Source organism: Bradyrhizobium sp. USDA 4506 (assembly GCF_054058795.1).
The window spans coordinates 8,265,970-8,291,215 of record NZ_JBSSBM010000002.1; the positions used below are offsets into that span (position 1 = coordinate 8,265,970).

At 65.8% G+C, this 25,246-nt stretch carries 28 protein-coding genes; 13 read left to right on the plus strand and 15 right to left on the minus strand.

Features of this window, described 5'->3' with window-relative positions; translation table 11 throughout:
• A complete protein-coding gene (locus ACVIHF_RS41070; protein ID WP_310879634.1) occupies nt 1-468 on the plus strand; it encodes a PaaI family thioesterase in 468 nt (155 codons plus the stop codon).
• A gap of 202 nt (nt 469-670) precedes the next feature.
• On the opposite strand, the gene ACVIHF_RS41075 is transcribed toward ACVIHF_RS41070, so the two are convergent.
• Nucleotides 671-1,198, minus strand: a complete 528-nt coding sequence (locus ACVIHF_RS41075) for an ester cyclase (protein ID WP_309144997.1) — start codon at nt 1,196-1,198, stop codon at nt 671-673.
• A gap of 249 nt (nt 1,199-1,447) precedes the next feature.
• On the opposite strand from ACVIHF_RS41075, the gene ACVIHF_RS41080 reads away from it, so the two are divergent.
• Nucleotides 1,448-1,645: a hypothetical protein gene (locus ACVIHF_RS41080; protein WP_168856536.1), complete on the plus strand. Its 198-nt coding sequence runs from the start codon at nt 1,448-1,450 to the stop codon at nt 1,643-1,645.
• An 18-nt stretch (nt 1,646-1,663) separates the two neighbouring features.
• Here the strand turns inward: ACVIHF_RS41080 and ACVIHF_RS41085 are convergent, their stop codons facing one another.
• Both ACVIHF_RS41085 and ACVIHF_RS41090 read right to left on the minus strand, forming a co-directional pair.
• Nucleotides 1,664-2,863 carry a hypothetical protein gene (locus ACVIHF_RS41085; RefSeq protein ID WP_283064620.1) on the minus strand — a complete coding sequence of 400 codons (1,200 nt, stop codon included), beginning with the start codon at nt 2,861-2,863 and terminating at the stop codon, nt 1,664-1,666.
• A 108-nt stretch (nt 2,864-2,971) separates the two neighbouring features.
• Nucleotides 2,972-3,448: a MarR family winged helix-turn-helix transcriptional regulator gene (locus ACVIHF_RS41090; RefSeq protein ID WP_253604291.1), complete on the minus strand. Its 477-nt coding sequence runs from the start codon at nt 3,446-3,448 to the stop codon at nt 2,972-2,974.
• A gap of 98 nt (nt 3,449-3,546) precedes the next feature.
• On the opposite strand from ACVIHF_RS41090, the gene ACVIHF_RS41095 reads away from it, so the two are divergent.
• Nucleotides 3,547-3,915, plus strand: coding sequence for an antibiotic biosynthesis monooxygenase family protein (locus ACVIHF_RS41095; protein ID WP_456793748.1), 369 nt, complete (start codon nt 3,547-3,549; stop codon nt 3,913-3,915).
• 31 nt (nt 3,916-3,946) lie between these two features.
• Here the strand turns inward: ACVIHF_RS41095 and ACVIHF_RS41100 are convergent, their stop codons facing one another.
• The 3 genes from ACVIHF_RS41100 to ACVIHF_RS41110 form a co-directional block, all read right to left on the minus strand.
• Nucleotides 3,947-4,237, minus strand: coding sequence for a hypothetical protein (locus ACVIHF_RS41100; protein ID WP_092086841.1), 291 nt, complete (start codon nt 4,235-4,237; stop codon nt 3,947-3,949).
• A 90-nt stretch (nt 4,238-4,327) separates the two neighbouring features.
• Nucleotides 4,328-5,974: a chaperonin GroEL gene (gene groL, locus ACVIHF_RS41105; protein ID WP_038388056.1), complete on the minus strand. Its 1,647-nt coding sequence runs from the start codon at nt 5,972-5,974 to the stop codon at nt 4,328-4,330.
• A 204-nt stretch (nt 5,975-6,178) separates the two neighbouring features.
• Nucleotides 6,179-6,475 (minus strand): co-chaperone GroES, encoded by a 297-nt coding sequence (locus ACVIHF_RS41110; protein ID WP_018269780.1) that lies wholly within the window; start codon nt 6,473-6,475, stop codon nt 6,179-6,181.
• 317 nt (nt 6,476-6,792) lie between these two features.
• Between ACVIHF_RS41110 and ACVIHF_RS41115 the strand changes: the two genes are divergently transcribed.
• Nucleotides 6,793-7,311: a hypothetical protein gene (locus ACVIHF_RS41115; protein ID WP_026192247.1), complete on the plus strand. Its 519-nt coding sequence runs from the start codon at nt 6,793-6,795 to the stop codon at nt 7,309-7,311.
• A gap of 224 nt (nt 7,312-7,535) precedes the next feature.
• Here ACVIHF_RS41115 and ACVIHF_RS41120 read toward each other — a convergent pair whose 3' ends face one another.
• Together ACVIHF_RS41120 and ACVIHF_RS41125 are read right to left on the minus strand one after the other, a co-directional pair.
• On the minus strand, nt 7,536-7,814 hold the full coding sequence (locus ACVIHF_RS41120; protein WP_092086845.1) for a hypothetical protein: 279 nt from the start codon (nt 7,812-7,814) through the stop codon (nt 7,536-7,538).
• Nucleotides 7,815-8,049: 235 nt separating this feature from the next.
• Nucleotides 8,050-8,826, minus strand: coding sequence for a protein phosphatase CheZ (locus ACVIHF_RS41125; RefSeq protein WP_456793749.1), 777 nt, complete (start codon nt 8,824-8,826; stop codon nt 8,050-8,052).
• A gap of 310 nt (nt 8,827-9,136) precedes the next feature.
• Here ACVIHF_RS41125 and ACVIHF_RS41130 point away from each other — a divergent pair, with 310 nt between their 5' ends.
• Entirely contained in the window at nt 9,137-9,943 is an 807-nt protein-coding gene (locus tag ACVIHF_RS41130) for a L,D-transpeptidase family protein (RefSeq protein WP_456793750.1), read from the plus strand.
• A 209-nt stretch (nt 9,944-10,152) separates the two neighbouring features.
• Here the strand turns inward: ACVIHF_RS41130 and ACVIHF_RS41135 are convergent, their stop codons facing one another.
• The 6 genes from ACVIHF_RS41135 to ACVIHF_RS41160 all read right to left on the minus strand — a co-directional run bounded on the left by ACVIHF_RS41135 (nt 10,153) and on the right by ACVIHF_RS41160 (nt 16,404).
• On the minus strand, nt 10,153-11,007 hold the full coding sequence (locus ACVIHF_RS41135; protein ID WP_310879641.1) for a DUF2076 domain-containing protein: 855 nt from the start codon (nt 11,005-11,007) through the stop codon (nt 10,153-10,155).
• A 129-nt stretch (nt 11,008-11,136) separates the two neighbouring features.
• The gene (locus ACVIHF_RS41140) at nt 11,137-11,979 is read right to left on the minus strand and encodes a ChbG/HpnK family deacetylase (RefSeq protein WP_310879642.1); all 843 of its coding nucleotides are present in this window, start codon (nt 11,977-11,979) and stop codon (nt 11,137-11,139) included.
• A complete protein-coding gene (locus ACVIHF_RS41145; protein ID WP_456793751.1) occupies nt 11,976-13,022 on the minus strand; it encodes a glycosyltransferase family 2 protein in 1,047 nt (348 codons plus the stop codon). The genes ACVIHF_RS41140 and ACVIHF_RS41145 overlap by 4 nt, the downstream gene beginning before the upstream one ends.
• Before the next feature lie 141 nt (nt 13,023-13,163).
• The gene (hisG, locus tag ACVIHF_RS41150) at nt 13,164-14,141 is read right to left on the minus strand and encodes an ATP phosphoribosyltransferase (RefSeq protein ID WP_456793752.1); all 978 of its coding nucleotides are present in this window, start codon (nt 14,139-14,141) and stop codon (nt 13,164-13,166) included.
• On the minus strand, nt 14,138-15,304 hold the full coding sequence (locus tag ACVIHF_RS41155) for an ATP phosphoribosyltransferase regulatory subunit (protein ID WP_456793753.1): 1,167 nt from the start codon (nt 15,302-15,304) through the stop codon (nt 14,138-14,140). Before ACVIHF_RS41155 ends, hisG begins: the two co-directional genes overlap by 4 nt.
• 323 nt (nt 15,305-15,627) lie before the next feature.
• A complete protein-coding gene (locus ACVIHF_RS41160) occupies nt 15,628-16,404 on the minus strand; it encodes a 16S rRNA (uracil(1498)-N(3))-methyltransferase (protein WP_456793754.1) in 777 nt (258 codons plus the stop codon).
• Nucleotides 16,405-16,853: 449 nt separating this feature from the next.
• On the opposite strand from ACVIHF_RS41160, the gene ACVIHF_RS41165 reads away from it, so the two are divergent.
• Complete coding sequence (locus ACVIHF_RS41165) at nt 16,854-17,588, plus strand: hypothetical protein (protein WP_092086865.1); 735 nt, start codon at nt 16,854-16,856, stop codon at nt 17,586-17,588.
• Between the two features lie 10 nt (nt 17,589-17,598).
• Nucleotides 17,599-18,531, plus strand: a complete 933-nt coding sequence (gene ubiA, locus ACVIHF_RS41170) for a 4-hydroxybenzoate octaprenyltransferase (RefSeq protein WP_310879646.1) — start codon at nt 17,599-17,601, stop codon at nt 18,529-18,531.
• Between the two features lie 298 nt (nt 18,532-18,829).
• Here the strand turns inward: ubiA and ACVIHF_RS41175 are convergent, their stop codons facing one another.
• Nucleotides 18,830-19,354: a DUF6101 family protein gene (locus ACVIHF_RS41175; protein ID WP_310879647.1), complete on the minus strand. Its 525-nt coding sequence runs from the start codon at nt 19,352-19,354 to the stop codon at nt 18,830-18,832.
• Nucleotides 19,355-19,628: 274 nt separating this feature from the next.
• On the opposite strand from ACVIHF_RS41175, the gene ACVIHF_RS41180 reads away from it, so the two are divergent.
• From ACVIHF_RS41180 to lpxK, 6 genes are all read left to right on the plus strand, one after another.
• Complete coding sequence (locus ACVIHF_RS41180; protein ID WP_310879648.1) at nt 19,629-21,017, plus strand: TldD/PmbA family protein; 1,389 nt, start codon at nt 19,629-19,631, stop codon at nt 21,015-21,017.
• Nucleotides 21,004-21,813, plus strand: a complete 810-nt coding sequence (locus tag ACVIHF_RS41185) for a 3'(2'),5'-bisphosphate nucleotidase CysQ (protein ID WP_225163891.1) — start codon at nt 21,004-21,006, stop codon at nt 21,811-21,813. Before ACVIHF_RS41180 ends, ACVIHF_RS41185 begins: the two co-directional genes overlap by 14 nt.
• 160 nt (nt 21,814-21,973) lie before the next feature.
• Nucleotides 21,974-22,222, plus strand: a complete 249-nt coding sequence (locus ACVIHF_RS41190; protein ID WP_016848023.1) for a DUF4170 domain-containing protein — start codon at nt 21,974-21,976, stop codon at nt 22,220-22,222.
• Nucleotides 22,219-22,932 carry a lysophospholipid acyltransferase family protein gene (locus tag ACVIHF_RS41195; RefSeq protein WP_050384219.1) on the plus strand — a complete coding sequence of 238 codons (714 nt, stop codon included), beginning with the start codon at nt 22,219-22,221 and terminating at the stop codon, nt 22,930-22,932. Before ACVIHF_RS41190 ends, ACVIHF_RS41195 begins: the two co-directional genes overlap by 4 nt.
• Nucleotides 22,895-24,229, plus strand: a complete 1,335-nt coding sequence (locus tag ACVIHF_RS41200) for a 3-deoxy-D-manno-octulosonic acid transferase (RefSeq protein ID WP_253604265.1) — start codon at nt 22,895-22,897, stop codon at nt 24,227-24,229. The genes ACVIHF_RS41195 and ACVIHF_RS41200 overlap by 38 nt, the downstream gene beginning before the upstream one ends.
• The gene (gene lpxK / locus ACVIHF_RS41205) at nt 24,222-25,244 is read left to right on the plus strand and encodes a tetraacyldisaccharide 4'-kinase (RefSeq protein WP_310879649.1); all 1,023 of its coding nucleotides are present in this window, start codon (nt 24,222-24,224) and stop codon (nt 25,242-25,244) included. Before ACVIHF_RS41200 ends, lpxK begins: the two co-directional genes overlap by 8 nt.
• The last annotated feature ends 2 nt before the right edge of the window (nt 25,245-25,246 follow it).

A 25,246-nucleotide genomic window follows, 5' to 3' on the forward strand; every position in this document is an offset into this window, starting at 1 on the left:
ATGGCCAAGAGCTACGGCACCGTCAGTGCGGAACAGAAGCTTAAGATGAGCGGCCTCGCATTCGTGCAGGGTCTCGCCAGCGGCGCATTGCCGCTCAACACCATCGCACGGACACTCGGTTATGACGTCACCGAGGCCGAGCGCGGCCGCGTCGTCGTCACGCTGGTGCCGACCGACGCGCATCTCAATCCGGCGGGCACCGTGCATGGCGGCCTCACCGCGACGCTGCTCGACAGCTGCATGGGGCTTGCGGTGCAGTCGACGCTCGATGCCGGCACCAGCCAGACCACGCTCGAGTTCAAGATCTCGCTAGTGCGTCCGATCACGCCCGACACCGGTCCGATCAGGGCGGAAGGCAATGTGCTCAATTGCGGCCGTCGCATCGGCACCGCCGAAGGCAGGGTCACCGACGAGCAGGGCCGGCTGCTCGCCCACGGCACGACGACGTGCCTGATCTTCCCGTCTTGACGCAAATTGCGGCGGCAAGACCGCGCCGGCACTGCATCGGGAGATGCGATGCCGGCGCAGCAATATTGGAATGCCTCCGGCAAGCCTGCGGCTTAGAGACCTTCAAATTCACCGCGCCGATCGATTGCGTTACCCGAACGCGCATCAAGCGCGTTCGGGTAGTCATGATGCGATCGTCGATGGAGCCATGCTCCGGCCGTGCTCAGCGCGGCCCCTCCGGATATCCCGGCATGTTGTTCCAGCCGGCGGGCAGCTCGCCGCCCGGCCGCGACGCGGCTCCGTCGCTTTCGGGCAAACGAATGAGGCCGAGCTGCAGCATGGCGGTGATCGCATCTTCCTGTCCGAGCTCTTCGGCGATCCGTCCGTCCTGCACGCGCAGCACGGTGGTGCCGGCGAACGTCATCTTGCGGCCGGAGGCCGCGGGAAGTGAGCCGAGGCGGAAGTCGCTGAACGCAGGTCCCGTGTGCGTACCGCCGCCTTCCCAGCGGCCGACGACGAGATCACCTTCCGCGACGAGATCGCCGACGCCCCAGAAATTGAGATCCGGAAAGGCTTCGCGAAATTCGGTCATGAACTGCGTGACCGCGGCGCGGCCCTTCTTCGGTTCGTGCATCGGGTAGTGCACGACAATGTCTGCTGTAGCGAGCTCGTTGATGATGCGCGGATTCCAGGGGTTGCCCCAGAACTCCTTGAACCACCGGCCTACGACGTTCTTGTTTTCCTCTGACATCTCTTCGTCTCCATTTGCGCGTTGCCGGTATCGCGACCGGCGCTCTCTCGATGCGCGCAGTGAACATTTGGAGGCGTGTCTCGCACCACCCGATTTCAGATCGGGCGAGCGATCGAGTTTCAGACGAGATTCCGCTGTGTCGATATGGCGCTTAGCACCGCTTCTCGAGCGTCGTCGCGGAATCGGGAAGCGGGTGGCTCGCGGAAGACGAATGCGAGAATCTGATTGCGATGAACGCAGGAGAACATCATGCGCAACTTCGATGCGATCGCCGCGCTGCGTGGCGACGGACTTCGTCCCGAGCTGCGGGCGCTGCTCGATCGTGCCGCGATCGAGCCTCGTTCCGAATTGTTCGTCAGAAGCGACGGGATGCTTCAGTCCGGTCCGGACGCCACCCCGAAGGCGGTGCGCGACAACGTCGTGCCGCTGAAGACGCAGGCGGCTTAACTCAGGACAGCGGCGGCCTTACCGCCACACCGACTTGTCGGCGTCCCAGCGCTGGCCCTTGAACTCCTTGAGCAGCGCGTCGATCGCGCCGTTGTCGTCCCTGGTCTCGCTGCCTTCCTCGTCGCTGCTGGAATCGTCGGAAAGATTGAGCTTGGCGCCGGCGCTGTCGTCCGATGTCGAGACGGTGGGGCTCGAGACCCACAGCATCAGCCTGTCAGAGCTTCCGGGCTTGTCGGGCGAGACCAGGGCAGTGACCTCGTAATTCTGGGTGAGGCCGAGCGCCGGGTAAATCGTGCTGGGCCGCTTCAGCACCAGCTTGAGCTTGCCGGTGTTCGCGTTCCACGTCGCCGAGGCGGGCTTTGCGGCAAGCGTCTTCGCCAGCACACCCGCGATCGCCGATGCCAGCTTGTCCTTGTTGATCTTGTCGCCCTCGCGCCAATCGGCGGCAGCAAAGCGGATGGTGCGGTCCATCTCGACCACGCCGCTGGTCCAGCCGGCCGCGGTCACGCCGGGCGCGGATTTCGCCTTGGCGAGCAGCGCGCCGGCGTGCTCGGGATCGACGGTGAGGTTGATGGTCTGCTCGCCGGAGCGCATCGCATCGCAGGTCACCGCGAGGCTGGAGGTGCCGATCTCGACGGCCTCGCCTTTCAGGCTCTTGAGGAAATCCGCCGCCGCATCGAGCTTCACCCGCACACCGATCGATTCCGGCGAAACGTCGGTGAAATCCTTCGGCTGCGGCGTGATGCCGTCCTCGGTGGCCTGGTTGTCCTGGAATTCCTTCTCGCTGAGATCGGAATTGTCCGTCGAGGCGACCTCGGTCACGGTCTGGCCGATCGTGATCTGGCCGCGGAACTCAAAACCGTCGCCGGTTTGCTTGCGGTTCAGCTTGATGGTGACCGGCTGCTTGTCGGCGACGCTCTGGGCGGTGCCGGAAAGCGTCTGGCCGCTGACGGTCAGGTTGGCGACGAAGCGGTCCTTGCGGTCGGAGCTCTTGTCGGCGGGATAACAGACGTCGAGCACGGCCGCGGTCACGGTCTTGCCCTGGCGGGTTTCCTTCAGCACGACGTCGGCATTGCCGTCCATCAGGCCGTCGATCGAGGTGAAATAGCGCGTCTCGGGGCCATTGGCGGGAGCCGACTTCGATTGCAGCTTCATCTGGGCGAGGGCAGGCGCCGAGGTGACGGCAAGACCGAGCAGCAGGAGCGGGAGCGCGCGCATACGATAAGTCCTCGAAGGGCAGAATCGGTTCCGTCGTAACTAGCAAACCTCCATGTCATTGGCCAAAAAAGAAGGCCGCCTAACGGCGGCCTCGCGCCGCGATCGCGGTCATGTGCGTTCGTCAGGTTCCTCGCCGCCCTCCAGTCGGCCGCGCAGCACCGTCACGACCCGGCTCACGGTTTCGAGGTCCTTCATCGACAGCCCGTCGGCGAGGCCGTTCACCCAGGGCAGCTGCAGGCGCATGGCCGCGTCGAAGCTTTGCCGCCCCTTGGCGGTCAGCACGACGAGCTGGGCGCGGCGGTGATGCGGGTTGGTTTCGAAGGCGACGAACCCGTCCCGTTCGAGGTCGTTGACGATCCGCTGCACGTTCTGTCGGGCAGCGCCGAGGTCGCGCGCCAGCCATGCGACCGGTTGCGGGCGCTCTGTGGCGACGATGGCACCGAGGATCTGCCAGCGCGCGCTGGTCAGCCCGAGCCCGGCCACCAGCCGGTCGCCTGATGTGAACAGCAGGCTGTTGAGCCTGAACAGGTCGGGAATCAGGGTGCTCAGGGCTTCGCCCGCCGGCGTTCGCTTTGCATTCGGCATTTGCCACCATACAAACGTATTGACATCATAATGTCAATTTCTATATGTATCCATCATAACGGAATGACATCATAACACCATATCGAACGGAGCCAACCATGCCGCAGATGCGCCCCCTGGACCCCGCTTTCCCGATCGACCGCCAGCTCGCGGTCGATGCCACCAATGTCGTGCTCGTCAACCTCTTCACCCTCGATCCGGCCGATGAGGACAGCTTTCTCAAGGCCTGGCAGGACGACGCCGCCATCATGAAGCGGCAGCCGGGCTTCATCTCGACCCAGCTGCACCGCGCGATCGGCGAGAGCCCGGCCTATCTGAACTACGCGGTCTGGGAATCCACCGCCGCCTTCCGCGCCGCCTTCATGAACCCCGAGTTCAGGGCCAAGCTCTCGGCCTATCCGGCCTCGGCGGTAGCCTCGCCGCACCTGTTCCAGAAGGTGGCGGTGTCCGACATCTGCGTCGCGTAACGGACTGTCAGGCCGTCGCATCAAGGATCGCTCAGCTGTGCACGAGGATGCCAACCCCAAGCGTGGAAGCAGCGGCCAGAAACGAGATGTCCAGAAATCGCAACGGCGCTTTTGGACGATGACCGGCAGAACCCGAAATGACGTAATAGACGCCATAACCCGCGCCGAGGACGACAAACGTCAGCGTTTGCCTGAGCCAGAACGTCAAGACGACCGCAAGATCATCGATGCTGTCCAGGGCATAGGCGCCGAGCGCAAGCAGCGCGCCGATCGCGTAGAACAGCACGAGCGTTGACGTCAGTGATTTGGCGTCGCGGGACATCAGATGATCCTTGCATCCCGATCGTAATCAAACTGCAAAAAAGAAGGCCGCCCGGAGGCGGCCTTCGATCTCGATAGGGATGTGGGAGGCTTAGAAGCCGCCCATGCCGCCCATTCCACCCATGCCGCCGCCGCCCGGCATTGCCGGCGCTGCATCCTTCGGCAGTTCGGCGACCATGGCCTCGGTGGTCACGAGCAGACCGGCCACCGAGGAGGCGTCCTGCAAGGCGGTGCGCACCACCTTGGCGGGGTCGATGATGCCCTTGTCGACCATGTCGACATAGTCCTCGGTCTGCGCGTCGAAGCCGAAGGTCTCCGACTTGTTCTCGAGGATCTTGCCGACCACGATCGAGCCCTCGACACCGGCGTTCTCCGAGATCTGGCGGACCGGAGCTTCGAGTGCCTTGAGCACGATGTTGATGCCGGCCTGGACGTCGGCATTCGGGTTGGTGAGCCGGCCGACCGCCTTCTTGGCGCGCAGCAGCGCCACGCCGCCGCCCGGCACGATGCCTTCCTGCACCGCGGCGCGGGTCGCGTTCAGCGCGTCCTCGACACGGTCCTTCTTCTCCTTGACCTCGACCTCGGTCGCACCGCCGACCTTGATGACGGCAACGCCGCCGGCGAGCTTGGCGAGGCGCTCCTGCAGCTTCTCACGGTCGTAGTCCGAGGTGGTCTCCTCGATCTGCGCCTTGATCTGGCCAACGCGGGCGTCGATGTCCTTCTTCTTGCCGGCGCCCTTGACGATCGTGGTGTTCTCCTTGTCGATCACGATCTTGCCGGCGCGGCCGAGCATGTTGATCGTGACGCTCTCGAGCTTCATGCCGAGGTCGTCGGAGATCAGCTGACCGCCGGTCAGGATCGCGATGTCCTCCAGCATCGCCTTGCGGCGATCGCCGAAGCCCGGCGCCTTGACGGCGGCGACCTTGAGCCCGCCGCGCAGGCGGTTGACGACCAGGGTCGCCAGCGCCTCGCCCTCGACGTCCTCGGCGAGGATCAAGAGCGGACGGCCCGACTGCACCACGGCTTCCAGCACCGGCAGCATGGACTGCAGGCCGGACAGCTTCTTCTCGTGCAGCAGGATGTAGGCATCCTCGAGCTCGGCGGTCATCTTCTCGGCATTGGTGATGAAGTAGGGGCTGAGGTAGCCGCGGTCGAACTTCATGCCCTCGACGATATCGACCTCGGTCTCGAGCGACTTGTTCTCCTCGACGGTGATCACGCCCTCGTTGCCGACCTTCTGCATCGCCTGAGCGATCATCTTGCCGATCGCGGCATCGCCATTGGCCGAGATGGTGCCGACCTGGGCGACTTCGGACGAGGAGGCGACCGGCTTGGCGCGCTTCTCGATGTCCTTGATCACGGCCGCGACCGCGGTGTCGATACCGCGCTTCAGGTCCATCGGGTTCATGCCGGCGGCGACCGACTTGGCGCCCTCACGGACGATGGCCTGCGCCAGCACGGTCGCGGTGGTGGTGCCGTCACCGGCGGTGTCGTTGGTCTTGGAAGCGACCTCGCGCAGCATCTGCGCACCCATGTTCTCGAACTTGTCGTCGAGCTCGATCTCCTTGGCGACGGTGACGCCGTCCTTGGTGATGCGGGGAGCGCCGAAGCTCTTCTCGATGACGACGTTGCGGCCCTTCGGGCCGAGCGTCACCTTCACGGCGTTGGCGAGCACGTCGACACCGCGCAGCATGCGGTCGCGGGCCTCTCCGGCGAATTTTACGTCCTTGGCAGCCATTGATTTGAACTCCTGGAATGATTGGATGCGGTCGCCCGGCATCTGCGCTCGTCATTGCCGGGCGAAAGCACGAAGTGCGTCTTCGTGCCAGATGCCCCGGCAATCCATCGTCCTTGCGAGAATCTTGCGAAGATTGATGGATACCCGGATCAAGACCGGGCATGACGACGGAGAGACTGGGCGCTCTCGAATTGGTCGTGGCGCTTACGCCAGCACGCCCATGATGTCGGACTCCTTCATGATCAGGAGTTCCTGGTTGTCGAGCTTGACCTCGGTGCCCGACCATTTGCCGAACAGCACGCGGTCGCCGACCTTGAGGTCGATCGGGATCAGCTTGCCGGCCTCGTCGCGGCCACCCGGGCCGACGGCGACGATCTCGCCCTGGGACGGCTTCTCCTTCGCCGAGTCCGGAATGATGATGCCGCCCTTGGATTTCTCCTCGGCATCGATACGCTTGACCACGACGCGGTCGTGCAGGGGGCGGAAGGTGGATTTAGCCATGACGTTCCCTCTTGGAGGCTCGGTTTCAGGTCCGGTTCATCGGGACCGGCGTTGGATGCCGGCCCGGTCGGCGCTGGGCAGGACGCCCGACGCTCTTAGCAATCGTGGTGCGAGAGTGCTAATTGTGGGCGGGAAATATGGCTTGGCGCAGTTTCTGTCAAGCAAACGGGTTAAGGCCTTGGTGAGGCCAATATAGGATGGTGGACCAGAAACCAAATCGTAGCGATGACGTAATTTTGTCAGACGTCATTGCTCCGTCTTAAGTTTTACGCTTGGCTGCGGGACGGGTGCGGCCGGGACATAGTCGGGGGATGCATATGATCAGGTCATTCAACGCGCGATTGGTCGCACGGTTCGCGGCTGTTTCGGCGCTGACGACACTCTTGGGGGCGTGCGGCAGCATGAGCCTGCCGTCGTTGTCGTCGAACCCTGAGCCGGCGCCAGCCGAGCCGGGGGTCGCCCCCGAAATGCCCGCAAGCATCCGCGCCGACGAGATCGTCGGCCGCTGGGGTCTCGCCTCGTTCCAGAATCCCGCCGATCGCGCCCGCACCGAGGCCGCTGCGCGCGGCCAGTGCAAGCAGCCTTACGTGATCGGCGCCGGCCAGAACGGCGGCGTCATCATGCATCTGGCCGACCAGGCCACCCCGCAGGAACTGCGGCTGAAGGGTTCCCCGAGCGGCAAGAACTATATCGGCCCGCCAGGACCGACGCCCGGCGAGCAGGACCGCGAGATCGTCTCGTTCGACGGCCGCGTCATGATCACCCGCTTCGTCGACAAGGACGCCGGGGTCCGCTACGGCAACATGGTCTATGTCCGCTGCGCGCCAAGGGCGTAACGGCGAGCTACTTCAGCATGAGATAGCGCCGCATCGGGGTGCACCTCTCCCCTTGTGGGAGAGGTCGGATCGCATCGTCAGATGCGATCCGGGTGAGGGGTCTCCTCCGCGAGTGACCCTTTCGAGATTTGAGTAGGCGGCGACAACCCCTCATCCGGCGCGGATTGCATCCGCGCCACCTTCTCCCACAAGGGGAGAAGGGAAGGAGACCCGAAAACGCGGCCTTATCGCCGCACGCCAACCCGATTGACGCCGCCATTCAGGTTGCCGCCCGCATTGTGACGGACCGCAGCGCGCGCCACCGGACGAGGCCTGAGCACAACGCCCGCCCGCGCCACGCAACCCTGCGGATAACCGACATACGTGCAGTAAACCACGGCCTTGGCCGGTGCTGGAGTGAGCGCCACACCGGCAATCCCCAACATGAGGCTCGCGGCTATTCCCGCAACCGTCACTGACTTGGCTGGAACAATGTTCGTCCGACGCATGGTGATCCTCCTCATCGCGGGCGGGCCAAAAGATGGTGCGCCGCTTCAGGCGCGGCCCAACATATGAGCGGCAAGGGACGGATCGCGTTGACGTAGATCAACGCCCGCGCGCGGCCGTACGTCTGTGCGTGAAGTCGGCGCAACGACAGCGCGAGCATGGCGCTGTGTCTGGTGACCTCTACTGGGTGGGCTCGCGCAAACAAGAACGCCGGCCCGAAGGCAGGCGTTTTTCGTTTTGATCCGACAAACCTCAGTTGAACATCGCGTCGATGTCGTCCTGCGAGGCGTGGCCGGCGTCGCCGTCGAGCTTCGGGCCGTTGAGCAGGCGGGCATCGCCCTCGCGCGTGTCGACGATCGCCGGGACGTGCGACTTGATCGCGTCGACGCCGCCCCAGATGTTCATCATCTCGTTGATGTGCTGTTCGATGAACTTCATCGTCTGCATCACCTTGCTGATGCGCTGGCCGGTGAGGTCCTGGAAGTTGCAGGCCTCGAAGATCGAGACCACGCGCTCCTGAATATCTTCGCTGAGCCGCTTCTGCTGGTCGGGCGTGACGTTGTTCGCGAGCGCGGTCGCGGCCTGGTCGATCGCCTCCACCGCCTCGAGGATCTGCTGGGTGGCCTGTTCGGTGCCGCCGACCACGGCGCCGAGTTCGCCATTGACCTTCGCCATCTCCTCGCCGTTGAAGCTCTTGCCGTGCAGCACGGCGATCTCGCGCTTGGTGCGGCTGATCGCGTCGTGGATCAGGTCGAGCTCGACCTTGAGCTTCTCGCACTGTTCGACCTGCGCACGGTAGGTCTCGAGCAGCGCGTGGGTCTCGGCGACTTCGCGGGCGACCGCGGCATCGACGCTGTCGCCGGTGCGCTGTGCCGGTGCTGCGGCCATCTGGGCGCGGATCGAGCGAAGCTCGGCCATGATCTCGCGATGCATCGGACCGAGATCGGCGCCGCTGGAAACATCCGGCTCCGGCATCACAGCCTCGCCCATCGCCTGCTCGACACGAAAACGCTTGCGCTTCACTGACATGATTTTCATTCCCGCCCCTTCACTGAAGTCCGTTCTAGACAGAGCGGATTTAACGTCAGGTTCACGCCGGAACTGTTTGCGCGGATAGCGCGCAAGCGCGGCGCTACCGGCGATTAACCATGTCGCCGCGCCGTTCACGCAAAATAAACGCTGTCACGGAAAACCGCGCCCCATTGCCGATGTGGTGAATCGAAACGGCCGCTCCGTTTACCAAACCGATGCGGTTTTCATTGCTTATTGACCACGTGCAACGGCGCAAAGTCGGCGCCGCGCGCATCACGTCACGACGAAACCAGTACAGAGTACGTCGATGTTCAGGAAAACCACGCTTGCGCTGCTCGCCGGCGCGTCTTCTCTTATTGCCGTTCCCCATCACGCCATGGCGATCGACGCGGCAGCGCCCGTCGGGCCCGCCGTCATCTATGCCAATCAGGGCGCTCCGCAGCCGCCGATGCGCACCGCCTATGTGCAGCCGCAGCGCTCCAACATGGGCGGCGGCTTCATCGAATTCCTGTTCGGCGATGCGCCGTCGTCGCAGGGGTATTCGCCGCAGCCGATGTATCAGCAGCAGCCGGGCTACTACAGCAACCGTCAGCTGCCGCCGATGGATCCGCAGCAGCAGATGCTCCGGCAGCAGGAAGAGGCCGCGGGCGACCCGGCGCAGCGTCCGTTCGATCCGAGATACGAGAAGCAGCTGGTCGACTATAGCGGCAGGGAAAGCGCCGGCACCATCGTCGTCGATACGCCGAACAAGTTTCTCTATCTGGTGCAGGGCGACGGCCGCGCGCTGCGCTACGGCATCGGCGTCGGACGGCCCGGCTTCACCTGGGCGGGCGTGAAGACGATCTCCGCCAAGAAGGAGTGGCCGGCCTGGACGCCGCCGCCGGAAATGCTGGCGCGCCGTCCCGATCTGCCGCGGCACATGGAAGGCGGCCCGGAAAATCCGCTCGGCGCCCGCGCGATGTATCTCGGCTCCTCGCTCTACCGCATCCACGGCTCCAACGAGCCCTGGACGATCGGCACCAACGTCTCGTCCGGCTGCATCCGGATGCGCAACGAGGACGTCATCGACCTCTACGGCCGCGTCAATGTCGGCGCCAGGGTCGTCGTGATGTGAAGTTGGTTTTGAAGCAGCTGCCCCAAAGATGGTGTCGTCCCGGCGAAAGCCGGGATCCATAACCACAGGCGGTTGTTACTGAGAGAAGCTGTAGCCCCAGCCGTATCAAATCCCGCACGGTTGTGGTTATGGGTCCCGGCTTTCGCCGGGACGACGGAGGCAAAACGGCCGCTCGATTGGAGCGGCCGTTGTCGTTTCAGCGATCGCGTTTACGCGTAGTTGCTGTCGTCGCCGTCGCCGCCACCACCATCGAAGCCGTCGTCATCATTGTCGAAGTCGTCGGCGTCTTGATCATCGTCACTGTCCCGGTCGGCCTGCGCTTGGTCGAACGCGCCGGCGCGCGAGCCGCTGTCGCGGTTGGAGCCGATGTCGTTGACCCCGGCGTCGCGCGCTAGGTCGCTCGACGACTGGTCGCCGCCCCAGGGACGCGAACCGCCGCCGAGGCCGCCGGCATCGGCCATCGACTGGTGGCTGCCGCCACCCATCATGCCGCGGATGCTGGAGAGCAACAGTCCGCCGCCGACCACGCCGGCCGCGGCCGCCGCCGCCGTGCCGAGGAACGAGCCGCCACCGCCACCCGGCGCGCCGCCGAGCGCCGGCGGCTGCGGGCCGCCATAGCCCTGGCCGTAGGGTTGCGCGGGCTGGCCGTAAGGCTGGCCATAGCCGCCGCCGGCCTGCTGCATCGCCTGGCCCGAGTTCCAGACCGGGCGGCTGCCCGGATCGCGGCCGCCCATGTCGGGCGCCCGCACCGGCGGCACCGAACCATGTTGCTGGCCCTGTCCGCCGAAGATCGCATCGCGCATCGAATCAAGGAAACCGCCGCCCTGCTGCTGGGCTCCCTGCTGCTGGCCGACCGCGGCCTCGAGTTCCTGGATCCGGTCGTGGGCGCGCTTCAGCGCCTCGTCCTGCACCAGCGCGGTCTGCACCAGCGCGTAGACCGCATTCGGCGCGCTGCGCAGGCCCTGCATGATCGCGGACATGGCCTCGCCGTCGCGCGGGGCATTCTCCAGCTTGGCGAGCCGGTCGAAGAGATCGTCGATCAGTTGGCGTTCTTGCGGTGTCATGGCGTTCTCCATCGCGTCGATCGAATCGGCGCGTCCGAGATGTAGGACGGGGTTTGTGGCGCAAGGAGTGGGGGCCAGAATTAAATTTATGTATGCGACAATACGACCGGCCGCTTTTCGTGAACCCTATCAGGCCAGTGTAACTTTATTCAGGGCCAGCAGCGCGGGGAAATCGTCGCCTGCCAGATAGGCATGCTCGGTCTCGCGCTGCGTCGTCAGCGGGTCGAGGCTCTTCAGCGTTTCGTCGACGAAACCGGGATGGCACATCACGAGCCCGTCCTCGGGCATGCCGTCGAGGAAGCCCTGCATCAGCGCCGCGAAATCATTGCCGCGCGTAAAGTCATAGGCGCCGGCGAAGGCCGGATTGAACCGCAGGCCGGCTCGCTGCGCCTTGATCCGGAATTGCGTGCTGAGCACGTTCAGCACCAGCGCCTTCGGCGCCGCCAGCTGGCGCGCCAGCGGGCCTTCGCGGCCGCACTGCCGCACCCAGGCATTGGGCGCGCGCTCCTTCACGGCGCGCAGGAAGCCGTCGCGCACCTGCGGGAACAGCTGCGCGTGCTGGTGACCGTCGACGAAGTCGGGTGCGCGGCCGAACAGATCATGGAAGGCGTCGAGCTGCGCCAGCACCTCGGCATGGACCAGTTCGGCGTCGAGCCGATGCATCAGCCCGGCGCGCAGCAGCCGCGGGAAGGGCAGGAACATGTCGCTGTCGAGCGGGCGGAAATGCATCGTCAGCGGCCGGAACGGCGCGGTCAGCGTCACATGCAGCCCGATCGCGCAGCGCGGGCTGTTCGCCACCGACGCCGTGAGTGCGCTGGCCGCATCGCGGCCGATCGCCGGCGTCACCGTCATCACCGACGTCGCATTGAGGCGGCCGCGCTCGATCAGGTCGCGGATCGCGCGGTTGACGCCGTCGCTCAAGCCATAATCGTCAGCACACAGCCAGATCCGGCGCGGCGTATCGGTGTTCATTCCGCGGCGGTCCGCTCGGAGGCATTTTGCGCCGCGCCGCCGTCGGCGTGCTTCTCGGTGTGCTCGGCGACGAAGTAGATCGGCCGTGCCTTCAGCTCGGAGAGGATCTTGCCGATATATTCGCCGACGATGCCGATCATGATCAGCTGCACGCCGCCGATCGTCATCATGCCGATCATCAGCGACGGATAGCCGGGGACCTGCTTGCCGGTGGTCAGCACTTCCCACAGGATCGAGAGGCCGAACAGGAACGCCACGCCGGCGAGCAGCGCGCCGAGCAGGCTGGCGAAGCGCAGCGGCGCCACCGAGAACGAGGTCAGGCCCTCGATCGACAGACCGATCAGCCGGCCGGCATTGAAGGTGGTGACGCCATGCGCGCGCGGCGCCGGCTCGTAATCGACGCGGATCTGCCTGAAGCCGATCCAGCTGGCGAGGCCCTTGAAGAAGCGGTTGCGCTCCGGCAATTGCCGCAGCGCCGCGGCCGCGCGCGGCGACAGCAGACGGAAGTCGCCGGCATCCTCCGGGATCTGCTGCCGGGCGCCCCAATTGATCAGCGCGTAGAAGCCGCGCACGGCCAGCCGCCGTGCGGCCGATTCGTTGTCGCGATGCGCCTTCGCCGTGTAGACCACGTCGTAGCCGTCATCGATCCAGTGTGCGACCAGTTGCTCGACGAGCGTCGGCGGATGCTGGCCGTCGCCATCCATGAACAGCACCGCGCCGCGGCGGGCGTGGTCGAGGCCGGCCATCAGCGCCGCCTCCTTGCCAAAATTGCGCGACAGCGACACCACCTGCAGGTCGAGCCCGTCGGCGGGCAGGCCGCGCGCGATCGTCAGCGTGTTGTCCGCGCTGCCGTCATCGACATAGACCACCTCGCAGGCGAGGCCGTAGCGGGCGCGCAGCGTCTTGGCGAGGTTGATCAGCCGCTCATGCAACGCAGCAAGCCCGGCCGCCTCGTTGTAGACGGGAACGACGATCGACAGACCCTGCCCGGCGGCGGTCTTGGCGGTCGTGGTCAGGCTGGAAACGTCAGAGCCCAGCATCATCGATCAGGTTCCAGAACTAGAGCGTTTTCGAGCGAAATGGCCTTCCGCCTCGCACGAAGAAACCGCGTCAAAACGAGAGATCCCTCGAACACAATATGGTACCGCAGGGTAGCTGTCGCCAACATGAACGGCGTGGCCGCCTCATTGTCGCAGGAACACCTCGAGCCTGGCGAACAGCGGGTTCTCGCGGTCGAACACATAGTCCAGCGACACCACCGACACGGTTTCGGCGCCGTGCTCGCGCAGGAAGCTGCCGAGCGCGTAGAGCTTGCCCGGTGGGCAGTGCAGCGTAAGCATGCCCGACGAGGTCGGGCCGCCGAACGGGGCGACCACGCCGAAGCGGTTATGCGCCTCGGAGAGCAGCGCATCGTTGCAGCCGGCGAAGCGGGTGCGGACCTCGCGATACTTGCTGGCGCGGGCGCGCGCCGCGATATGGTCGAGGATCACGCGCGCGGTCTCGCGGGCGCCCTTCGACCAGTCGGCATCCTTCGACGCCACCAGATTGGCCTGGCTGCGCAGCATGACGCCGTCGTCGAGCACCTTGAGCCCGTTGGCGGCGAGCGTCGCCCCGGTCGTCGTGATGTCGACGATCAGTTCGGCGGTTCCGGCGGCGGGCGCGCCCTCGGTGGCGCCGGCGCTTTCGACGATGCGGTAGTCGCCGACGCCGTGTTTGGCAAAGAAGCCGCGCGTCAGATTGATGTATTTGGTCGCCACCCGCATGCGGTGATTGTGCTGCTCGCGGAAGCCGGACGCGACGTCGTCGAGATCGGCCATGGTGCGGACGTCGATCCACGCCTGCGGCACCGCGACCACGACATTGGCAAAGCCGAAGCCGAGGCCTTCGATCATCAGCACGCGCTTGTCGGCATCGGGAATGCTCTCGCGCACCAGGTCCTCGCCGGTGACGCCGAGATGCACCGAGCCGCGAGCCAGATTGGCCGCGATCTCGCTCGCCGAGAGATAGGCGATCTCGACATTGTCGACGCCGGCGATGGTGCCGCGATAGTCGCGGGCGCCGCCGGCCTTCGACAAGGTCAGCCCGGCGCGGGCGAAGAAGCTTTCGGCGTTTTCCTGCAGCCGCCCCTTGGAGGGCACGGCGACGACGAAGGGCGTGCTCATTGGGCGCCTCCGAAGGAGGTGGCCTCGCCATGCCGGGTCATCGCCTCGATCCAGACCGAGAAGCCGACCGCGGGGATCGGGCTCGCCGAGCCGAGCTGCGTCATCAGCCCGTCATAGCGGCCGCCGGCGACCAGCGGCTCGGCGCCGTTGCCCTTGGCGTGCAGCTCGAACTCGAAGCCGGTGTAGTAGTCGAGGCCGCGGCCGAACGCGGTGGAGAACCGGGTCTTTCGGATGTCGATGCCGCGCGCGGCCATGAAGCCGATCCGGCTCTCGAGCTGGTCGATCGCGGCGGCAAGGTTCAGCTTGGCCTCGCCAGCCAGCGCGCGCAATTGCGCGACCGCGTCGTCGGGATCGCCCGCGATCGCCAGGAAGCGCTTGATGGTCGCGACCGCATCGCGCGGCAGCGCGCCGCCCTTCAGCGTCGATTGCTCGAGGAAGCGGTCGGCGATCTCGGCCACCGTGCGGCCGCCCACATTAGTGGTGCCGGCGATCGACATCAGATCGGTGACCAGCGCCAGCGCCGCCTTGCGGTCGGAGCCGGCCAGCGCAGCGAGCACGCCCTCATATTCGTTGCGGCCCGGTGCCGTCTTGAGCGCCAGCTGCTCGATGTCGTCGGTCAGCGAGACCTTGCGGTTGAAGTCCTTGATCAGCCGGCGCCGCCACACCGGATAGAGGTCGAGCGCATCGATCAGCGCGTTGAACAGCGCGACGTCGCCGGTGCGGATCTCGACGTCCTTCAACCCGAACGCCGTGGTCGCCTCCAGCGCCAGCGCCAGCATCTCGGCATCGGCCGCGGCGCGGTCCTGCCGTCCGAACGATTCGATGCCGGCCTGCAGGAACTGGCTCGGCGCGCCGCCGCGATAACGGAACACCGGGCCGAGATAGCTGAAGCCGGCGGGCTGGCCGGCGCGGGCAGAGGCGAGGTAGTCGCGCGCCACCGGGATCGTGAGGTCCGGGCGCAGGCAGAGCTCCTCGCCGCTCGGGTCGGTCGTCAGGTACAGGCTCTTGCGGATGTCCTCGCCGGAGAGATCGAGGAACGGCTCGGCGGGCTGCAGGATCGCGGGCTCGGACCTCTGATAGCCGGCCTGCGCGAACGAGGCCAGCAGCGCATCCGCCCAGACGGCGGATCCGGCGGCGGATCGTGGTGCGGCAGCTTCGGTCATCTCGACGTCCAATAGCTCCGGACCAGGTTCCGGTGCGGGTTCCAAGGGTGGTTCGGGGCAGCCCTTACCATGGCTGGATCGGGGTTTCGACAGCGATCGGCCAAGTGGCTTAATGATTGCGTGCGTTAACGATTTTGCGACGGCTTGGCTAGGGGCAGATGTTTGTCCACGGCTTTCATCGGGCAAACGAGCTGCAGGTTCCGTCATCCCGGCGCAAAGGCTTCGCCTTTGTCGCTGGAGGCGCGAGCGCAGTGAGCCTCGAAGGATCGACGGCCACCAGCCGGGCCGTGCATCCTTCGAGGCTCGCCGAAGAGGCTCGCACCTCAGGATGACGGGGAGGGAGTGTGTGGCCCATTTCCTCGCCAGTCCCCCAGTGCCGCCTGCACCAGCGCCAGCGCGGCGACCGCGGCGGTGTCGGCGCGCAGGATGCGCGGGCCGAGGGCGAGGCGGAGGATGGCGGGCTGGCGCAGCAGCAGCGCGCGCTCCTCCTCGGCAAAGCCGCCTTCCGGACCGATCAGGACATCGATCCCGGCATTCGCAGCCGTTGCCGCCGCCAGCGCCTGCACCGGGCTTTCGACCTCGGCCGCCTCGTCGCAAAACACCAGCAGCCGCGCCGGGTCGCGGCCCGCCAGGAAACGTTCGAGGGGCAGGGGGGCGGCGACTTCGGCGAGCGAGATGATCCCGCATTGCTCGGCGGCCTCGACCACATTGGCGCGCATCCGCTCGCCGTTGACCCGCGACACCTGGGTGAAGCGTGTCAGCACCGGCACGAGCCGCGCGGCGCCCATCTCGACCGCCTTCTGCACCATGTAATCGAGCCGCGCATGCTTCAGCGGCGCGAACACATAGGTGACGTCGGGCAGGCGGTCCTGTGCGCGGGTCTGTGCCGCGACCGTCAGCGTGTCGGGGCGCTTGCGGCCGGAAATCTCGGCGCGCCATTCGCCGTCACGCCCGTTGAACACCAGCACGCTGTCGCCGGCGCCGAGCCGCAGCACGTTGCCGAGATAGTTGCTCTGATCGCGTTCGAGCGGAACGGTTGCGCCGGCGCCGAGCGGTGCGTCGACAAACAGGCGGGGGCTGCGGAAATCGAGTTCAGGCATATCCGAGGCGGCTTCAGTGCGGTGTGGCCAGTTTACCAAACTGCGCGACACCGTAATCCCGCGGACTCCTCAGGAACTCGCCAGCCAGGTAATATTGAGCGTCGATATATTGCTTCTGTCACCAAGTCATTTCTTTAGTCCAAGGGGCCGCTTGCACGCGGTCCCTTTTGCTGTTCGGTCGCCCGCGGCGTCGGCCCATAAATCCAAACCGGGGCCTTACCGAAAATCCTGTTCAGGCAAATTTGATGGTCCATTTTACCGCCGTTCGTAGCCTAAAGGCTTAGAATCGGGGCACAATTTAATGTGGCCGGTGTGGCCCTACGCCGCGCTGTCGCCCAAATCCACGGGTTGTTAAGGCCTCACAGGAATCGTAAAACGCCCCCAAAATTCGTTGCTTCGTTTTTGTTGCGCTGGGGTTGCCTGGACCTTTTGCCGGAGAAACACCCTCGATGATCCGCCGTCTGATCGTGCTGACCGTTGCCGCGACCGCCCTGTCCGTGGGGCAAGCCGCCGCGCAGAGCGCCTTTCCGGCCCCGTTGCCCAATCAGGCCGGTAAGGCCGGCACCGCGTCCGACCCTGCGTTTCCGCCGGTCAATGGCATGCGTCCAAGCCAGGCCGGAACCGCCTCGGATTCCGCATTCCCGCCGGTCAACGGCGCGCCGGCGGCCAGGGTCGGTGCCACGCCGTCGGCATTTCCGAGCAGTGGCGCGGCCCCCATCGCCGGCGGCGGGCTGTCGTCGCCGCCCCCGCCGGGTGCGGGTGGTGGTGGTGCCGCCGACGCCTGCATGAAGAATTTCACGCCGCTGCGCGAGGATGCGGAGAAGCGCGGCAAGGCGATCAAGGCGGCGAGCGATCGCCACGCCAGCCCCCAGGAGGCCTGCAAGCTGATCGGCAATTACAGCCAGGCCGAGATCAAGATGATCAAATATGTCGACACCAACGCGCAGAAGTGCGGAATTCCGCCGCAGATCGCCGACCAGCTCAAGGCCGGACACAAGAATACCGAAGCGCTGCTGAAGAAGGTCTGCAATGTCGCGGAGCAGGCGGCGGCGCAGCCGCGTGGGCCAGCGGGGCCGAGCTTGAGCGACGTGCTCGGTTCGTCCGCCTCGCTGCCGGAAGCGACGCCGACCAAGAAGGGCGGCAGCACCTTCGATACGCTGAACGGCAACGTCCTCACCCGTTGATGGATCACCCATGAGCGATGTCTCCACCCGCGTTGCCGACTCCACAGGCAACTGGGTGGATACCCATGCGCCGGTCTGGACGCGGCCTTATCTGCGGCTTGCGCGCTACGACCGGCCGATCGGCTCCTGGCTGTTGTTGATGCCGTGCTGGTGGTCGGCGGCGCTTGCCGCCGGCGTCGCGCATGATGTGCGCTCGCTGCCGCTCGTGGTCCTGCTGTTCTTCATCGGCGCCTTTGTGATGCGCGGCGCCGGCTGCACCTGGAACGACATCACCGATCGCGATCTCGACGCCAAGGTCGAACGCACACGATCGCGGCCGATCCCCGCCGGGCAGGTCACGGTGATGCAGGCGGTGGTCTTCATGGTCCTGCAGGCGCTGATCGGGCTTCTCGTGCTGCTGCAGTTCAACCGCTTCGCGGTGATGACCGGCATCGCCTCGCTTCTGATCGTCGCGATCTACCCGTTCATGAAGCGGATTACCTGGTGGCCGCAGGTCGTGCTCGGCCTTGCCTTCTCCTACGGCGCGCTGATGGGATTTGCGGTGACGCTCGAGCGCATCGATCTGGCCGCGATTGCGCTCTACGCCGGATCGATCGCCTGGGTGATCGCCTACGACACCATCTACGCCCATCAGGACGCCGAGGATGATGCGCTGATCGGCGTCAAATCCACCGCGCGCCTGTTCGGTGCACGCACCCATCGTGCGCTCGTGATCTTCTATGGTCTCGCCGTGCTCTTGATCGGCGTGGCGTTCGCACTCGCAGGGGCGCGCTGGCCGGCCTGGATCGGGCTGGCGGCGTTTGCGTTGCATCTCGCCTGGCAGGTCCGGCGGCTCGACATCAGCGATGGTGCGCTCTGCCTGCGCATCTTCAAGTCCAACCGCGACGCCGGCTTGATCCTGTTCGCGAGCCTCGTCGTCGACGCGGTGCTGCGCGCGGCGTGATGACTTCGCAGGATGGGTGGAGCGAAGCGATACCCGTCATTCTCGCCGCAGAACAAGAGTTGATGGGTTTCGCTTCGCACTACCCATCCTACGCAGCTCGAAATGACGGCGAGAGGTACGACAAATCACGCATGCGCGGGTGATGACACCGCGTGGTGTGAGACGATGAATCGAAACCCATCCTCATCGTCGTCCCATCCTCATCGTCGTCCTGGCGAAAGCCAGGACCCATTACCCCAAATCACAATTGTTGCGCGACGCTGGGGCCGCGATCCCGTTCATGCTGAGTGCGCCGAACTCAATCCCGCGCGATGATCTCGCGTTCGCCGCGATGTACGCTGGTGCCGTTGAGGCTGACGCCGGCGCGGCGGCGGACCAGGAATTTCGGTCTCCGCGCGCGGATCGCGTTGCGGCGACGGCGGCGCGGGGAGGGCGTCCGCGGCGCAGGCTCGGTCAGTTGCGGGAGACGGAAGATGTCGCTCCACATCTGCCAGGCGGAGCTGATCTCCTCGGCATCCGAACTGGAGCCGAGCGGAATGCTGAGCGCGGGATCGCGGTGAACCAGCACCAGCATCTGCGCGTCGTCGATGCCGCGCACCGCGACGCCGAGAAAGTCGCTGACGCGAACATTGACCGCCATCCGCATGCCGAGAACGGCACGGCGCAGCACGACATGTTCGCGATGAAGCTCGACCTGCCGCATGCCGCCATCCGCGCGCGCGTCCTGCGCGTGGAAGCTGAGCGGAAGGGAAAGAGGGTCGAGCCGCAACGCGCAGCTCGACCCGGCGGAATTGATTCCGCTTGTTGGTGTTTGACGCCTCAAAGCTCTGTCTCCCCGCCGGGATTATGTTCCCGGTCGTTGTGTGAGAGCCTAGCCGAGCGATGTCCGTTCCCCCTTAAAAAGCCTGGTTAATCCCTCCTCACCTCGTGCCATGATTGACAAGAGGTTGGCCCGCATGATTGACGAAGCCTTGCCCCGATCACTCAAATCTTTGTTGCCTGCCGGCGCAAAGTGCTTGAAATCCCTGTGAAACCGGCACATCTGGTGGGTCTGTCGACCTCGTTCCGGGCCCCCCTCAATCCGCAGGAATTCGTTCGTGAACTCTTCACCATCTGCATCGCGACACGGCGATAGCTCCGATCTGTTCGACCAATCGGGCCTGAGCGACCTTGCACAGCGCCTGGTCGATGCCGCCAGGCGCGCGGGCGCCGATGCGGCCGATGCCATCGCGGTGCGCGGCGTCTCGCAGGGCGTCGAGGTGCGCGACGGCCGCGTCGAGGAAACCGAGCGCTCCGAAGGCGATGACGTCGGCCTGCGGGTGTTCGTCGGACAGCGCCAGGCGGTGGTGTCGACCAATGACGTCAGCGGCGACGGGGTCGCCAAGCTTGCCGAGCGTGCGGTCGCGATGGCGCGCGTGGCGCCGGACGACAAATATGTCGGTCTCGCCGATCCGGCGCTCCACGCCCACGATTTCCCCGATCTCGATCTGCTCGATCGCAAGGTTCCGAGCACGGCCGAGCTGGAGCAGCGCGCGATCGAAGCCGAGGCTGCGGCGCTTGCGGTCAAGGGTGTCACCAAGTCCGGCGGCGCGTCGGCCTCGACCGGGATCGGCGGCATGGTGCTGGTGACGTCGACCGGCTTCCACGGTTCTTATCTGCGCTCCAGCCACGGCATCTCGACGACGGCGATTTCCGGTGAGGGCACCGGCATGGAGCGCGACTACGATTTCACCAGCGCGCCGCATGCCTCCGATCTCGATTCACCTGCTACCGTCGGTCGCAAGGCCGGAGAGCGAGCGGTGGCGCGGTCCAATCCGCGCAAGGTCGAGACCTGCAAGGTGCCGGTGGTGTTCGATCCGCGGGTGGCCGGTTCGATCGTCGGCCATCTCGTCGGCGCCATCAACGGCGCCTCGATCGCGCGCAAGACCAGCTTCCTGAAGGACAAGCTCGGCGAGCAGCTGTTCTCCAAAGACATCCGCATCATCGACGATCCCTTGCGCGTGCGCGGCCTGCGCTCGCAGACCTTCGATGCCGAGGGCGTCAGGGTGAAGGAGACGGCGCTGATCGATGCGGGCGTGCTCACCACCTGGGTACTGGATTCGGCGACCGCGCGCGAGCTCGGGCTTGTTACGACCGGTCATGCGCATCGCGGCGTGTCGTCCTCGCCGTCGCCCGGAACGTATAATCTGCATCTCGAGCCGGGTGCGGTGACGCCGAAGGAGCTGATCTCCGACATCAAGCAGGGCTTCTATGTCACCGACCTGATCGGCTCCGGCGTCAACGGCGTGACCGGCGATTACAGCCGCGGCGCGTCCGGCTTCTGGATCGAGAACGGCGAGATCACCTATCCGGTCAGCGAAGTGACCATCGCCGGCCATCTGCTGCCGATGTTCAAGTCGCTGGTCGCCGCCAACGATCTGGAATTCCGCTACGGCGTCAATTCGCCGACGCTGCGCATCGAGGGCCTGACGCTTGGCGGACGCTGATACGGACGACTGGACCAAGGCGCGCGATGCCGCCTTGCTGACCAGATCGGTGCAGGAAGCGGGCCGGCTCGCATCGTCACTGTTCCGCACCGAATTGAAGAACTGGATCAAGGGCGCGTCCTCGCCGGTCTCCGAGGCCGACATCGCGGTCAATGACCTGCTGGAGCAGCAGCTGCGTTCGGCAACGCCCGGCTACGGCTGGCTGTCGGAAGAGAGCGCCGACAACGACACCCGCCTCGGCAGGCGCTTCACCTGGATCGTCGATCCGATCGACGGCACCCGCGCCTATCTCGCCGGCCGCGAGGACTGGTGCGTCAGTGTGGCGCTGGTTGAAAATGCATCGCCGGTGCTCGCGGCGGTGTATGCGCCGGTCAGCGAGGAGTTCTTCTTCGCCGCCCGCGGACAGGGCGCCACCCTGAACGACGGCGCGGTGCATGCAACCGCAGGCACCGATTTCAACTTTCCGCGGATGGCGGGACCGAAGCCGCTGGTGCAGCGGCTCAGCCCGACGCCGGACGAGATCACGCTCTATCCGCGCATCGGATCGCTGGCGCTGCGGTTGTGCCGTGTAGCACAAGGTCGACTTGACGCGGCCTTTGCGGGCGGGCAAAGCCGCGACTGGGATCTTGCCGCCGCGAATTTGATCGTGCAGGAAGCGGGTGGTAAGATGACCGCGCTCTCGGGGGACGCGATTGAGTACAATCGCCGGGAGGTGACGCATGGGGTGCTGGTGGCAGCGGGACGCGAACGTCATGCACGCATTGTCGAGCATTTTCGCAGCCGTCCTTTGCCGTGAGGCCTCGCCGATCCGCGCCGCGTTTCCGATTGTGACGACCAGACCTGTTGCGACCGCCTTGTGACGACCAGACGTGTTACGACCAGACGTGTTACGACCAGACCTGTGACGACTACGACTTCATTTGTTTGCCGGGCATCTCGTTAGGAAAAGCACCATCATGTCAGACAATGCCCAGCCCCAGCTGCTTCACCTCGTGATCGGCGGCGAGTTGACCGATCTCGAGCACAACACCTTCAAGAACCTGGACGAAGTCGAGATCGTCGGCGTCTACCCGAACTATGCGACCGCCTATGCGGCTTGGAAGGCGAAGGCGCAGCAGACCGTGGACAACGCCCAGATGCGCTACTTCGTCGTTCACCTCCACCGGTTGCTCGATCCTGAGCAGGACACAAAGCATTCCCATTGAAACGACTTTTTCGCGATCTGCTGCGCAGCGGCTTCGTGCAGCGCGCGCTGGGTGTGCTTGCGGCCGAGTATCTGCGGCTGGTGTGGTACACCAACCGCTTCAGCTACCAGCCGCATGACGTGTACGGGATCGTCGAGCCCCTGATGCCGGCGATCTTCGTGTTCTGGCACGGCCAGCACTTCATGACGCCGTTCATCAAGACCAAGGAGAGCTACCGCGCCAAGGTCCTGATCTCCCGCCACCGCGACGGCGAGTTCAACGCCCTCGCGGTGGAGCGGCTCGGCATCGGCACCATCAGAGGTTCCGGCGATCATTCCGGCGCGTTCCATCGCAAGGGCGGCGTCGGCGCCTTCCTGGAGATGGTTCGGGCGCTGGAAGACGGCTGCAACATGGCCACCACCGCCGACGTGCCGAAGCGGGCGCGGGTGGCGGGCCTCGGGGCCATCATGCTGGCGCGGGAGACCGGCCGGCCGATCATCCCCTTTGCGATGGTCACCAGCCGATTCATCCGGTTGAAAAACTGGGATTCGACCACCATCAATTTGCCATTCGGGCGCGGCGCAGTGGTAGGTATTGAGCCGGTCTATGTGCCGCCCGACGCCGACGCCGCGACGATGGAAAAGCTTCGGCAGCACGTGGAGGAACTTCTCAACGAGGCGACCCGACGTGCCTATGCAGCGGTCGGGCGGCCGGAGGCAGCGCTTGGCTAGCTCGCTACCGATGACGTTGCGTGTGTACCGCAAGCTGTCGTCCGCGATGGTGCCGCTCGCGCCTGCCCTGATCAAGCGGCGGCTCAAGCTCGGCAAGGAAGATCCCGAACGTGTCGGCGAGCGGCGCGGCGTGAGCGCCGATACCAGGCCGCAGGGCCCGCTGGTATGGATTCACGGCGCCAGCGTCGGCGAGGTACTGGCAGCGGCCGGCCTGATCGAGCGGCTGCGCGCGCTCAATTTGCGCATCCTGCTCACCTCGGGCACGGTGACCTCGGCCGCGATCGTCGCCAAGCGCTTCCCGCCCGACGTCATCCATCAATACGTGCCGTACGACTCGCCGCGTTATGTGACGCGCTTCCTCGATCACTGGCATCCGTCGCTGGCGCTGTTCATCGAATCCGATTTGTGGCCGAATCTGATCCTGTCGAGCGCCGCGCGGCGGCTGCCGATGGTGCTGATCAATGGGCGAATGTCGCAGCGCTCCTTCCCGCGCTGGCGCCGGGTCTCCAACACCATCGGCGCGTTGCTCGGCCGGTTCGACATCTGCCTCGCGCAGTCGAACACCGACGCCGAACGCTTTGCCGCGCTCGGCAGCCACAACGTCGTCGTCACCGGCAACCTCAAGCTCGACGTCGCGGCGCCGCCGGCCGATCCGGCCAAGCTGGAGCGGTTGATGTCGGTGACCCGCGGCCGCGCCATCGTGGTTGCGGCGTCGACCCATCCCGGCGAGGAGGAGATCCTGATCGAGGCGCACAAGTCGCTCGCCGGATTCTTCCCCGGCCTGCTCACGGTGATCGTGCCGCGGCATGCCGCGCGCGGCGAGGCGGTGGCGCGGCTGGTGACGGAGGCCGGCCTGCGCGCTGGTCTGCGCTCGCACGAGGATCTGCCGGTCGCGACAACAGATATCTATGTCGCCGATACGATGGGCGAACTCGGCCTGTTCTATCGCCTCGCGCCGATCGTGTTCATGGGCGGCTCGCTGGTTGCGCATGGTGGCCAGAATCCGATTGAGGCGATCAAGCTCGGCGCGGCGATCGTGCACGGCCCGCACGTGTTCAACTTCACCGATGTCTATGAGGCGCTCGATCGCGCCGGCGGCGCGCGCCGCGCCGATGATCGGGAAGCGCTGGTCAAGCAGCTCGGCCAGTTCCTTGCGGATTCCGCAGCCCGCGACAATTCGCTGGCGGCCTCCGAGCGCGTCGTCGAACAGCTCGGTGGCGCGCTGGAGCGCACGGTGACCGCTCTCGAGCCCTATCTGTTGCAGTTGCGGCTCGAGATGGGAGCCGCCAATGCGTGAGCCGGCCTTCTGGCACCGGCCGTCGTCTTGGACATCGCAACTGCTCCAACCGCTCGCCGCGCTTTACGGCGCGGTCGCCGCACGGCGGATGCGGCAATCCGGCGTCGATGCCGGCATTCCCGTGGTCTGCGTCGGCAATTACCATGTCGGCGGCGCCGGCAAGACGCCGACGGTGCTGGCGCTGGCAAAATTGCTGCGCGAAATTGACGAGCGGCCGGTGGTGCTCAGCCGCGGCTATGGCGGCAGGCTCGCTGGCCCGGTCAAGGTCGATCGCGGCAGCCACACGGCGGCCGATGTCGGCGACGAGCCGCTGATGATGGCGGCGAGCTTGCCGGTCGTGGTGTCGCGCGATCGCGCCGCAGGCCTGGCGCTGGCGCGCGCGCAGGACGCCAGCGTGATCCTGATGGACGACGGCTTCCAGAATCCCTCGGTGGCGAAGGATGCCTGCCTGATCGTGATCGACGGCACGCGCGGCGTCGGCAATGGCCGCGTGATTCCGGCCGGACCGTTGCGCGCGCCGCTGGTGGGGCAGCTGGAACGGACCGACGCGCTGATCGTGGTCGGCGAGGGGAGCGCGGCGCAAAGGATTGCGGCCGATCTCGCGTCCCGCGGCAAGCCGGTGCTGTCGGCGCATCTGAAGCCGGAGCAAGCTTCGCTGGCGGCGCTGCGCGGAACGCGCGCGCTCGCCTTTGCCGGCATCGGCGATCCCGCGCGCTTCTTCAGCACGTTGCGCTCAAGCGGCGTCAACGTGGTGCGCAGCAAGGCTTTCGCCGATCATCACGCCTTCACGAAGGAGGAGATCGAAGCGCTCGTTGCCGACGCGCGTCGCGACGGACTGACGCTGGTGACGACGGAAAAGGATCTCGCTCGGTTGCGTGGTCCGGACGGGATGCCGGCCTGGGCACAGGCGATCGTGCCGTTTGCGGTGACGCTGCAATTCGATGATGGCGACGCGCTGCGGCGCCTGGTGGCCGATCAACTGTTCAGGGCGCGGGACAGGAGGCTCTCCAAATGAAC